The organism is Rossellomorea yichunensis, assembly GCF_032337515.1.
GTDB classification, from domain to species: domain Bacteria; phylum Bacillota; class Bacilli; order Bacillales; family Bacillaceae_B; genus Rossellomorea; species Rossellomorea yichunensis.
Genome location: NZ_JAVYAD010000004.1, coordinates 45,523 through 56,526, shown reverse-complemented (window position 1 = coordinate 56,526; position 11,004 = coordinate 45,523). Strand labels below are relative to the sequence as shown.

Genomic DNA, 11,004 nt, shown 5'->3' with positions numbered 1-11,004 from the left:
ATCCTGTAATGGCCACACCCCAATTCGCCTATCCTCTGTTTTTCAAAGGTGCGACCTTTACCTTAACCAAACCTAATTATAAAAATATTTTAAAAACTTTCTAAAAACCAATGTGAAACGCTTTTAATTTTCTTATAATTGAAAACAATCAACAACTAAACCGATTTAGGAAGACGGCAGTTTAACAGAGAGATCAACCAAAATCCTTTCTTAAACCCCGATGCGCAGATTCGGTACACCCGAGGACTTACTGGGTACGTTATTATGGCTTGTAGACGAGGATACGGCTGGATTTGTAACAGGTATTACGGTTCCCGTTAATGGTGGATTTATGTCTTATTCGGGGGTTTAGTGGTATTTAAATCGAGGGCTAAGGTGTACAGATGCTTCAATAAGAAAGCCGGTAATCATATCGATTACCGGCTTTCAGTCTGAGCTTTGGATTTAGGTTCATCCTTGAGAGTCGTTCCTGTGCTTTATTCGCATCATTGATAGTTAATAATCGCAGGACTAGGCTCCATCTTCAAAACTTCTTCCGGCTCCAAGACCGGTACATCCTTATCATAAAAGATCTTGAATGCCCCATACTGATTCGGTTCATTACGTATGTATTTTCCGTACAAAGCCTGCTTGTCCGCGGATGCTCCCCAGCCGTCAAAGTTTATGGCGACTTCGACGTTGTCTGTCGGTTGGATTGCCTCTTTATTCGTCAATACGGCACCGGTAAATTGGTGGACGAGGACGAATTTATCCGGAAGGTCATTCTTTTCTGTGAGCTCTGAGACATACTCGACAGCCTTCTGGATTTCCCTACCATCCACTTGTCCGAGATCTTCTCCGGGTTTCTCCCCCTCAGCTACGTGGAATTCCGTATCGATCGCCAGGTGAACATGCGGATGCTTAAGCCACTTTTCGACCATTTTCACCTGCTCCATGACCGTGTCTGTCCCGAGCTGAATATCGAGCAGTACCAGTGCATCATGCTTCTCCGCAAGCTCCACATACCTTTTAATATTCTCCTCTGACGTCATGCGCACATAATCTCCATCAGGGCCAGGCTCACTCTGGGCCATTGTCGTAATCAACTCGATCGTCGGAACCGCAGGACGGTCGGGGTCAGCGTCAGAATAGGCTTGCGTCTGTTCCTTCAGTTTCTTCATGTACTCCTCAGGCTCCATCTCTCCCAGAATCCCCATATTTTCAGAATCGGGCGTTCCGTAATAGGCAACTAACCGATGATCCTTCAATGGTCCGTCAGATGGGTCTTTCACTCCGTCGGCAAGTGTCTCACCGACAGGAACCGTACGCTCGGGGTTTCCGACCAGCGCCGCCTGCATTTCAGGGATGTTCTGCTGTTCCTTTTCTGATAGGGTTTTATCCAGGGAAACAGCATCTTCAGACGGTTCCAGCGGCTTGAAGGGCTGTGCGTCTTTCTCTGGTTTTTCGTTTTCCGTTTTTTCCTTTTTGGATTCGTTCTGATTGGAAGACGGTGCTTTCTCCTTACTCTCCTCTGTGGTCGAAGGATCAGCACAACCTCCTAAAATAAGTAACCCAGCTGCAAATAGCAGAGATAACTTTTTCATTGCCTCACACACCTTTTTATATAGAAGAATATGGAGGACTTTAACACATTTTCCTGTACATGAAACCTATGTAAAGAAATTGATAGAAATTTTTAATCTAAACGTTAATGGGACACCGGAGACAGGGGCCTTTTTTTAAAAAAAGTATCTTGAGTAAGGCGCTTCACTTTGAAATAATTGGTATTAAGTTAGTCATATGAAAATTGAGGAGATAGAATTCAAACAAAACTAATAAGCTATTAATAAACCGAGTTGATCTGGAAATCTATTTCTTGGTATTTTCTTTCATCCTTTAATGGAAAGGGTTGCTGGTTTTGTGGCTGCAACAAAGGGGGGGAGTCAAATTAAAAAGCGTTGGATTTTATTCATTATTAGTTTACCGATATTTCTTGTCTCATATGTTTATTCTTTTTTTATCTCAAGTAAAATCGCTTACTTACCGCAAACAGAATGTAAGCCTGAATTTATTTTTACCCCACAAGATGTTCAATATTGCAGTGACATCTACGCAATTGATGTCTTTTTAATAGCCTTACAGACAAACCCGATTTCATATCTATGTTTAATATCAGGGATTTATATCGTAAGCTTTTTTGTCTATATCATTTTTACAAACATAAAGAACAGGGTATAAGGGAGCGGCCTTGTTCGACGCACACCCCCTCACCTTAACTTATTGCATACTCAATACAACGCTCCGCAAACCCCAATACATCATCCGAAATCGGGTATAATCCGGTATCCTCTGCAGGCTGTTTTCGTACTTCCCAGAATTTATCCATCAACTCTTTATTTCCTTGGAACATCTCATTTGATAGTTCCAGTAACCTGGTCCCGATTTGAAAGCCTTCTTCTGATTCAGGCTTCACATTGTGTTTGATGCACGATTCCATTTGCCGGATTAATGAAATATATTGCTGGGTTGCTTCATCGTTGTTACTGAGGTTTGGAACTGACTTTTGTAAAAGGACCTGTTCATCTTCTTGAAAATAGTCCATCCACTTCTTTGAGCTGTGTTGTGAACGGCGGACCAGTTTGGAGACGCGTTCCCAGGGTAAAGATTCTTCCAGATCCATCATATGAATTAATGAAGTCGTATTGGAGATGCTTGTTTGAAGTGTCGAGAGTTGTTCTTGGAGGTAATTGTAGTGTGAGACTAGAACTTGTTTGAAGGATAGTTTATCTAATATATTGCGAATATCCTCCAAGGGGAGTGAAAGGGATTTTAGAATGATGATTTTCTCTAATGTAAATAAGTCATCTTCTGAATAATAACGTTTTCCGCTCCCATCCTTAAAACTTGGTGTAAGGAGATCAATCTGATCGTAATAGCGAAGTGTGCGAATCGATATATTCCGCTCTTTGGCTACCTCCCCGGTGGTCCATCTTTTCATTCCATTCCCTCCTGAAAAAAATGCTTGCAGGTGACGTAACGTCATCTCCTATAGTTGGATTATACCATATATAGGAAGAGGGAAGATGAATGGAAAAGAGTCAAATGAACTGGAATGAACAGGACCCGTGGGGTTGGAAAGAATTCCTATTATTGATGTTACTTGAATTTGGTTTGGTGATCGGATGCATTAAATTCGTGGTTAAGCCCCTATATTCTGGGTGGCTTGACAATGAACTGTATGCCGGAACGTTAATGGGGCTAACCATAGCCATTATTCTCCTTTCAGGTGTCTATCTGATTGCACTACGTCCAAAACAGCTTTCCTGGAGCGAAGTAGGGATCAAACCATTCAATGTGAAAGATTGGAAAATCATAATCATCTATTCTGTCATCTTACTAGTTGGTGCCGTAATCATCGTCGTTTTGATCAGTTTTATAGGCAATTCGTGGGAGAACAGCAAAACAGAGGCCATTCAGCAAAATGCAACGTTCTTTACGGTACTGATCGCCTTTATCTCTGCGGCGATCATCTCACCGATATACGAAGAAATTTTTTATCGCGGTTTCTTATATCGCTGGTTGCGTACTCGAATCGGGTTGACTGGAGCTCTCTTACTTAGTTCGCTCATCTTTACCATCGTCCACATCCCGACATATAACGTCATGCCGGTAAATTTCTTTAGCGGGATCCTTTTTGCTTTAGCATATGAACGTACCAATTCCATCTGGCCATCGGTTTTGATCCACGGGTTGACGAATGGGATAATGGTTTTGCTGGCAAGTTTGGGGTAACTACAAAGAAATATATAAATGGGGAGAGTGCCCACATGTTTAACGATTTTAATTTTGAAACGATTTATCGTGAACGGAGTGTTTCCACACCACTAGTCGTCATGATGTGTGGTGTGGCCGGTTCCGGGAAAACGACATTCTCACAGCAACTTGAGAAGAATGGATTTGTGCGTCTTTCCATTGATGAAGAAATATGGGCGACTCATGGTCGTTACGGGATTGACTTCCCTATGGAAAAGATGGAGGAATACAAGAAAGAGGCAGAAAGTAAATTGCGGAATGACTTATTGAAGCTCATTCACGATAAACAACAGGTGGTCATTGACTTCAGTTTTTGGGACCGTGCAAGAAGGGAGCAATATAAACAACTCATCGAAAAGTCCGGTGGCAAATGGAAGCTGATTTATATAAACGTTTCTCCTGATGATTTGCGTGAACGCCTTAAAATAAGGAACAAGCGCTTTGATGCCAATGCGTTCCCGATTACAGAAGAATTGTTAGACTCCTATCTTAAGGGTTTTGAAATTCCTGATGGTGAGGGGGAAATGGTTGTTGAGAATTAGACTTTGCTGATACAGCAGACAGTGTTCTAGGAAAGTAAGGAAGTGGGCTACTGCAATAATATACTATAAGAAAGCTCAAAGACAGATGTATGATTACATGAGAACACTTGGAAAGGGGTTTCTCTATGAATTTTACATCTTTTTTAATTTACTGCATTATTATTACTTTTACTCCCGGCCCCACAAATATTGTTATATTATCCACCGCACATAATTTAGGGATGAAAAAGGCCATGCAATTTACGTATGGGGCAACGATTGCGTTCGGACTGCTGCTGGTTATTTCAGCTGTATTAAATACTGTCCTTCTGACGATTCTCCCTAAAATCCTCATAGTAATGAAAATACTTGGAAGTGGTTATATGTTCTATTTGGCTTATCAAATATACAAGATGGACACATCGAAACCTACTGTACATCAATCGGGTACTTTTATGTCCGGCTTCCTAATGCAATTTCTAAATCCAAAGGTAGTACTGTTTACCATGACTGTCATTCCGAGTTTCATTTTGCCATTCTATATCTCGAAACCTGCGGTGACAGCAGGGGTTATCGTGATAACGGTTATTGGATTTATGGCCTTTACGACTTGGGTGCTTTTCGGTACCATTTTCAAAAAAATCTTACTGAGGTACAATAAGGCTGCTAATGTAATCATGGCGTTATTTTTAGCCTATTCTGCCTTCATGCTATGGATATAGGCGAGTGAAGAGGTGAAAGAATTGGAGAAATTCATTTATAAAAAAAGGGCAGACATTACCGCATTGTCAGCAAGTATCAATGAATTTTCATATAAAAAGCACGCCCATGAAGAGTATGCCATAGGTGTAACCATTCGCGGCATCCAGCGCTACAACTTGGATGGCAGCTTGCAACTCTCCTATCAGAACGGGGTCATGCTTTTTAACCCGGAACAAGCACATGACGGAATGGCCCATGATGAGTCCGGCCTTGATTACGTGATGTTATATATTAAGCCGCAATTGCTTTTAGAAGCCCTTGAGAAGAAGGACATGATACGCTTTCCTTCTCCGATTGTATATGATGATAGACTGAAACAAAGCATTTTAAATCTTGCTCAGGGGATATTAACTGATAAAGACGATGCGTTTTGTAGTGAACTATTTTTATCCCTAACGGATAGTCTTATTCAAACTGATCTTTCTACAGAAATGAAGAAAGATACCACCTTAATAAAAAAAGCGAAAGATATCCTTCATGCCCATATGGCAACCGGGCTTAAACTGGATGACATATCTAAAGAGCTCGGCTTATCGAAATATCAATTCATCAGACTATTCAAGGCTCATACAGGAATTTCCCCGTATCAGTACTATCTTAACGTCAAAATCGAACATGCAAAGCAAATGATAGAAAAAAGTGGAGATATCTATTCAGCAGTAGCTGATTGCGGATTTGTCGATTTAACGCATTTAAATAAGCACTTTAAAAATGTATATGGTACAACGGCATTTGAATATAGCTCCTATCTGAATTGAGGGTAAATCCGTTTTAAATCTTACTTTAATAAATGATAATGCTATGACTTAGTTTAGATGACGGGGTTTTCTTTGTGAAAAAAACGCAAAAAATCTGTTCCTGTGGTTCAAAGGCGAAAGGAGAGGAAGTGCTGATAACTTCCTCTCCTTTCGCCTCATCATCTATTCCGTCATATACTCATTCACCAACTCATAACATCGATCCTTCGTCGACTCATATAAAGAGATGTACCACGCCACATTCTCAAACGTCCCGCCTTCATACTTCAGTCTTTCTTTCTCGGCTTTCGCTTCTTTCTCTTCAATCCATTTTACCTGTTCCGCTTTTAACTCCTTCATGTCCTCTGGAGACAGCTCTTTTTTCAGAAGTGAATAAATCTCATTTAATGCATCGTCATACTTTTCATAGGACACTCCATAATAGTTTTTCATAGCGTTCGTGACACCTTTATCTGAATCCTTCTTATCTGGCATGACATCAAGTTCCTTTTGGATGTTGTCCAGCTTGTTCAGATATTCTGTTTTTCCCGCTACTTTTGTTTCGGGAGTAGGATCTTCCTCCTGACTGCTTTCTTCCTGAGAGTTGCTATCGTCCATTGCTGATTCATCCGATTGATTCTCCTTGTTGTTATCGGATTCTACAGTGCTTTCTGTAGATGATCCATCTGTACTTGCTGGAATCGTATCAGATTCAGTCTGATTAGAAGCATCCTCTTCAGGTGAATCTCTACAAGCAGACATGAAGACGAATGACATAGTTAATAAGGCAGTCACGATAAACATTTTCGATTTTTTCATTTTTACAGCTCCAATTCTTTGTTGGTTTTATGTTGGTTTATTTTAACATATAAGGGAATTATCTTCTAACCTGTTTGTGTTTGATCGTTCGTGGTCCTCAGGGACGGTTCTTACGTTTGGTGGTAGTCGATTAAGGGCAGTAACTTCCCGCTTGAATGGTCTCGAAGTTCCTAAAGGTGGAGGAAATGGGTGTTGGAATTAGGCTTACTTTCAACATTTTTTACAGGAAGTCGTCATATTCTCCGAATGTTCTCCATAGAAAATTCAAATACTTAGGTAATGGTAGATCAATCCTTAAAGGGTGGTTCAATTGAAAGAACAATGCAAGAATACAACGAAAATCAGTAATTGGTGCGTGGTAAGCATGGCCTCGATTCCTTTGGTAATGACCTTGGGGAATTCCATGCTGATCCCTGTACTGCCCATTTTTGAAAGAGAGGTGGGGATCTCTTCTTTTCAAACGAGTATGATTATTACGAGTTACTCCATTGCTTCGATCTTTCTGATTCCGGTGGCTGGATATCTGTCAGATCGCTTCGGAAGGAAGGTGGTCATCCTACCCAGTTTACTCATCGCGTTAATGGGAGGATTGGTTGCAGGGTTTGCTTCATGGAAAATGACAGATCCGTTTACTTGGATCATCATCGGGCGTATTCTGCAGGGAATTGGAGCGGCTGGAGCGGCCCCGATCATTTTACCGTTGGTGGGTGATCTCTATAAGGATGATGATGAGAAAACGAGTTCCTGTCTTGGGTTGATTGAAACATCCAACACCTTCGGCAAGGTGTTAAGTCCCATATTGGGGGCGTTGTTTGCCGCGTATTTATGGTATCTTCCTTTTTTCTCTATTTCTGTTTTTAGTCTCATTTCAATTGTACTCGTCATCTTCTTCATTCAAGTTCCTAAGAAGAAAGAGAAGCCCGTCTCACTGAAAACATTCATCAAGAATACAAAGAAGATTTTTAAACAGGAAGGGAGATGGATCTTTACAGTTTTTCTCGTGGGGATCTATAGCATGCTGCTCTTGTTTGCCGTCTTGTTTTTCCTCTCTGATTCCCTGGAGAAAACACACGGCTTGTATGGGGTGAAAAAAGGGTTTGTGTTGGCCATTCCTTTACTGGCTCTTTGCATCGCTTCTTTTATTACAGGTAGAAAGATTAAAGGTGAGCTGAAGGTCATGAAGGTGATCATGACGGTGAGCTTGATTCTGATCAGTGTCAGTGTGTCATTGATAGGATTTGTCGACGAGCGATTGATTCTTCTCCTGTCTGTCTCAAGCTTAATGGGTCTCTCCATTGGTGCTTTGCTGCCTACCATGGATGCTTTGATTACCGAAAACATAGAGAAAGAGGAAAGGGGGACGATTTCTTCTTTCTATAGTTCATCCCGTTTCATCGGGGTGGCTGCCGGTCCCCCTCTGATGGCCTTGGTGATGAATTCTCTATTGAATGAAAGTCTTATCGGTGCAGGTATCTTAGGTATCGGGATGTTTCTGCTTGTGTTGTTTTTTATTCAATCAGAAAAATCCCCCACTTCTACTACAAATCAAGGAGGTGCAACATGAAACCATTAGACAGTGATTTTTCTGACACACATCTCCCTTTCTTTAGTGTGAACAGTGGGAAGGGGAGGGCAGTAGGCAAAGATCTTTACTATTGGACCAATCAGATTGTGAATGTCTGTTTCTACGGAATTGCGGGAAGCAGGGAGTGGGTGTTGATTGATTGTGGGATGCCTCACTCTAAGCAGAAGATCATGGAAGCGGCGGAAGAACGGTTTGGCCATAGGGGTAAACCGCAAGCCATCGTGTTGACTCATGGCCATTTTGACCATGTCGGGTCCCTGGAGCCGCTCTTAGAGGAATGGGACGTTCCAGTTTATGCCCATGAACTGGAAATCCCTTACCTTAATGGAGAACGGAACTATCCAAAAGGGGAACCTACTGTGGATGGCGGTTTGGTCAGCGAGTTGTCCCCATTTTATCCCCATCATGGAATCGATGTGTCCGATCGGATTCACGCACTCCCGGAAAATGGTGAAGTCCCCTTTATGCAAGGATGGAGATGGGTTCATACACCTGGCCATACGCCAGGGCACATTTCCCTATATAGGGAGTTGGATGGTGTATTGGTCGCTGGGGACGCCTTTGTGACAGTGAAGCAGGAATCCTTGTACCGGGTTGTCCTTCAAAAGAAAGAAATCAGCGGTCCCCCGAGGTATTTCACGATGGATTGGGAAGCGGCCAAAGAATCGGTTGCCACATTATCCAATCTGAAACCGAAAGTAGCTGTCACTGGACATGGAGAGGCGATGGCGGGGGATGAGTTGGAAGAAGCATTAAGAAAATTGGTTGAACAATTTGATGTGATCGCATTACCCGCTAATCGGAAACGTCATTAACTTCGATTCGAATAATTTTATACCAGCAGGGAAAATTAATCTTGTGAAAACCTTTTCCCCTCTTCACCTGAAGGGGGTTTTTAGCAATTGAAAGGGAGGGATACAGTTCATGGATCTAGATTGGATTTGGAAAGCCATTCTCATTGTTGTGGCTGGTACATTATTGTTAAGAATCGCCGGGAGAAAGTCCATTTCGCAGATGACATTGGCACAAACAGTCATTATGATCGGTATCGGATCATTATTAATTCAACCAGTTGCCGGAAAGAATATATGGACAACGATCGGAGTCGGTCTTATTCTTGTTTTAACCTTGATGGTCATGGAATATCTGCAGGTGAAATCCGATCGTGTCGAACAGTTTATCACGGGGAAATCCAAGATTCTTATGGAAAATGGCAACATCAATGAAAAGAACTTTAAAAAGTTACGAATGACAGTCGATCAACTCGAAATGAAACTGCGACAACAGGGAGTCAGTAAACTTTCCGATGTGAAATGGGCGACGCTTGAACCGAATGGACAAGTCGGGGTGGAATTGATGCCCCAGGCGAAGCCGGTGACGAAGAAAGATTTCGAACAATTCCAGGCAGAAGTACAGAGACTGATCAATATGCTCAATGTTCCACCCACAACAAAGAGGCCAGTCAGTCAGGAAGTCGGCGGGGAAGATATATTTAAAGAGATCAAGCAGAAATCTTCCGCCAATCCACCCCCTAAACATCTTCAGTAGCAAAAGACAAGAATATTCGAATGGAGGAAGCTCATGAAAGCAGTCACCTATCAAGGAAAGAATTCCGTAGCCGTCAAGAAAGTGGACGACCCTCGGATAGAGGATTCACAAGACGTCATTGTCAACATTACATCAACAGCCATCTGTGGATCGGATCTGCATCTTTATCAAGGGAATTTCCCACTTCCGATCGGGTACGTCATTGGACATGAGCCGATGGGGATCGTGGAGGAAGTCGGGAAAGATGTGACCAATGTGAAAAAGGGAGACCGTGTCATCATCCCTTTCACCGTGGCGTGCGGGGCATGTCCCTATTGTGAGCAACACTTGGAAAGTCAATGCGATCATTCGAACCCCCATTATGACTCTGGTGGGCTGTTCGGATACTCTGAGAAGTTCGGTAATTATCCCGGGGGACAAGCGGAATATCTCCGGGTTCCATACGGGAACTACACCCCTTTTTTAGTACCGGAGAATTGTGAACTGGAGGATGAACAAATCCTTTTATTATCTGATGTACTTCCGACGGCCTACTGGAGTGTGGAGAATGCAGGTGTGAAAAAAGGGGACACGGTCATTGTTCTCGGATGCGGGCCGGTCGGATTGATGGCCCAGCAGTTTGCCTGGAAAAAAGGTGCTGAGAGAGTCATCGCCGTCGATTATTTCGATTACCGCTTACGTCACTCGAAGAAGATGAACCATACCGAAACCTTTGATTTCACCCAATACGATGATATGGGTGAAACGTTGAAGGAGTTAACCAGAGGCGGAGCGGATGTGGTGATCGATTGTGTCGGCATGGACGGGAAGAAATCCCCCCTTGAATTCATGGAACAGAAATTGAAGCTTCAGGGAGGGACGATCGGTCCGATCCAGATCGCCACCAAAGCTGTCAGGAAGTGTGGAACCGTTCAATTGACCGGGGTATATGGCGGTCTATACAATATGTTCCCCCTTGGGGCATTCTTTGCCCGTAATATTACATTGAAAATGGGACAGGCTCCTGCAAGAGCGTATATGGCCCCCCTTTATGAACAAATCGTCAAAGGGGAAATCGACTCCACATCCATCATCACACATATACTTAAGCTTGAAGAAGCGGAAAAAGGGTATTTACTATTTAACAAAAAAGAAGACGATTGCATCAAAGTCATCTTGAAGCCTTAACGGTAAGAAGGAGGGATATAGTGTCCCTCCTTCTTTGTGTTCACGGGATATTATACGCGTATATAAAGGGGAA

12 protein-coding genes and 1 pseudogene are annotated in these 11,004 nt (G+C 42.5%); 10 read left to right on the top strand and 3 right to left on the bottom strand.

Features of this window, described 5'->3' with window-relative positions; genetic code table 11:
• Positions 1-172 precede the first annotated feature (172 nt).
• Positions 173-352: pseudogene (locus RSX31_RS11270) on the top strand (D-mannonate oxidoreductase); the annotation flags it as partial.
• Between the two features lie 133 nt (positions 353-485).
• Here RSX31_RS11270 and RSX31_RS11265 read toward each other — a convergent pair.
• A complete protein-coding gene (locus tag RSX31_RS11265) occupies positions 486-1,583 on the bottom strand; it encodes a hypothetical protein (protein WP_315634573.1) in 1,098 nt (365 codons plus the stop codon).
• Between the two features lie 295 nt (positions 1,584-1,878).
• Between RSX31_RS11265 and RSX31_RS23340 the strand changes: the two genes are divergently transcribed.
• Complete coding sequence (locus RSX31_RS23340; RefSeq protein WP_397548090.1) at positions 1,879-2,217, top strand: DUF4306 domain-containing protein; 339 nt, start codon at positions 1,879-1,881, stop codon at positions 2,215-2,217.
• A 34-nt stretch (positions 2,218-2,251) separates the two neighbouring features.
• Here the strand turns inward: RSX31_RS23340 and RSX31_RS11260 are convergent, their stop codons facing one another.
• Entirely contained in the window at positions 2,252-2,977 is a 726-nt protein-coding gene (locus RSX31_RS11260; protein WP_315634572.1) for a MerR family transcriptional regulator, read from the bottom strand.
• An 89-nt stretch (positions 2,978-3,066) separates the two neighbouring features.
• On the opposite strand from RSX31_RS11260, the gene RSX31_RS11255 reads away from it, so the two are divergent.
• The 4 genes from RSX31_RS11255 to RSX31_RS11240 all read left to right on the top strand — a co-directional run bounded on the left by RSX31_RS11255 (position 3,067) and on the right by RSX31_RS11240 (position 5,833).
• Complete coding sequence (locus tag RSX31_RS11255) at positions 3,067-3,771, top strand: CPBP family intramembrane glutamic endopeptidase (protein ID WP_315634571.1); 705 nt, start codon at positions 3,067-3,069, stop codon at positions 3,769-3,771.
• Positions 3,772-3,806: 35 nt separating this feature from the next.
• A complete protein-coding gene (locus RSX31_RS11250; RefSeq protein ID WP_148967764.1) occupies positions 3,807-4,334 on the top strand; it encodes an AAA family ATPase in 528 nt (175 codons plus the stop codon).
• Between the two features lie 125 nt (positions 4,335-4,459).
• Positions 4,460-5,035 carry a LysE family translocator gene (locus RSX31_RS11245; protein ID WP_315634570.1) on the top strand — a complete coding sequence of 192 codons (576 nt, stop codon included), beginning with the start codon at positions 4,460-4,462 and terminating at the stop codon, positions 5,033-5,035.
• Between the two features lie 21 nt (positions 5,036-5,056).
• Positions 5,057-5,833 carry an AraC family transcriptional regulator gene (locus tag RSX31_RS11240; protein ID WP_315634569.1) on the top strand — a complete coding sequence of 259 codons (777 nt, stop codon included), beginning with the start codon at positions 5,057-5,059 and terminating at the stop codon, positions 5,831-5,833.
• Between the two features lie 162 nt (positions 5,834-5,995).
• Here the strand turns inward: RSX31_RS11240 and RSX31_RS11235 are convergent, their stop codons facing one another.
• Positions 5,996-6,631 (bottom strand): lysozyme inhibitor LprI family protein, encoded by a 636-nt coding sequence (locus RSX31_RS11235; protein ID WP_315634568.1) that lies wholly within the window; start codon positions 6,629-6,631, stop codon positions 5,996-5,998.
• 364 nt (positions 6,632-6,995) lie between these two features.
• On the opposite strand from RSX31_RS11235, the gene RSX31_RS11230 reads away from it, so the two are divergent.
• The 4 genes from RSX31_RS11230 to RSX31_RS11215 all read left to right on the top strand — a co-directional run bounded on the left by RSX31_RS11230 (position 6,996) and on the right by RSX31_RS11215 (position 10,931).
• On the top strand, positions 6,996-8,195 hold the full coding sequence (locus RSX31_RS11230; protein WP_148995148.1) for an MFS transporter: 1,200 nt from the start codon (positions 6,996-6,998) through the stop codon (positions 8,193-8,195).
• Complete coding sequence (locus RSX31_RS11225) at positions 8,192-9,031, top strand: MBL fold metallo-hydrolase (protein ID WP_315634567.1); 840 nt, start codon at positions 8,192-8,194, stop codon at positions 9,029-9,031. Before RSX31_RS11230 ends, RSX31_RS11225 begins: the two co-directional genes overlap by 4 nt.
• 109 nt (positions 9,032-9,140) lie before the next feature.
• Positions 9,141-9,764: a DUF421 domain-containing protein gene (locus tag RSX31_RS11220; RefSeq protein WP_148994630.1), complete on the top strand. Its 624-nt coding sequence runs from the start codon at positions 9,141-9,143 to the stop codon at positions 9,762-9,764.
• Between the two features lie 33 nt (positions 9,765-9,797).
• The gene (locus RSX31_RS11215) at positions 9,798-10,931 is read left to right on the top strand and encodes a zinc-dependent alcohol dehydrogenase (RefSeq protein WP_315634566.1); all 1,134 of its coding nucleotides are present in this window, start codon (positions 9,798-9,800) and stop codon (positions 10,929-10,931) included.
• Positions 10,932-11,004: the final 73 nt, after the last annotated feature.

Excerpts from the sequence above, each read along its gene's own strand:
- RSX31_RS11245 (WP_315634570.1), top strand. The coding sequence starts at position 4,460 with ATGAATTTTACATCTTTTTTAATTTACTGCATTATTATTACTTTTACT.
- RSX31_RS11225 (WP_315634567.1), top strand. The coding sequence starts at position 8,192 with ATGAAACCATTAGACAGTGATTTTTCTGACACACATCTCCCTTTCTTT.
- RSX31_RS11265 (WP_315634573.1), bottom strand. The coding sequence starts at position 1,583 with ATGAAAAAGTTATCTCTGCTATTTGCAGCTGGGTTACTTATTTTAGGA.
- RSX31_RS11220 (WP_148994630.1), top strand. The coding sequence starts at position 9,141 with ATGGATCTAGATTGGATTTGGAAAGCCATTCTCATTGTTGTGGCTGGT.
- RSX31_RS11235 (WP_315634568.1), bottom strand. The coding sequence starts at position 6,631 with ATGAAAAAATCGAAAATGTTTATCGTGACTGCCTTATTAACTATGTCA.
- RSX31_RS11260 (WP_315634572.1), bottom strand. The coding sequence starts at position 2,977 with ATGAAAAGATGGACCACCGGGGAGGTAGCCAAAGAGCGGAATATATCG.
- RSX31_RS11215 (WP_315634566.1), top strand. The coding sequence starts at position 9,798 with ATGAAAGCAGTCACCTATCAAGGAAAGAATTCCGTAGCCGTCAAGAAA.
- RSX31_RS11250 (WP_148967764.1), top strand. The coding sequence starts at position 3,807 with ATGTTTAACGATTTTAATTTTGAAACGATTTATCGTGAACGGAGTGTT.
- RSX31_RS11255 (WP_315634571.1), top strand. The coding sequence starts at position 3,067 with ATGGAAAAGAGTCAAATGAACTGGAATGAACAGGACCCGTGGGGTTGG.
- RSX31_RS11230 (WP_148995148.1), top strand. The coding sequence starts at position 6,996 with ATGGCCTCGATTCCTTTGGTAATGACCTTGGGGAATTCCATGCTGATC.
- RSX31_RS23340 (WP_397548090.1), top strand. The coding sequence starts at position 1,879 with ATGGAAAGGGTTGCTGGTTTTGTGGCTGCAACAAAGGGGGGGAGTCAA.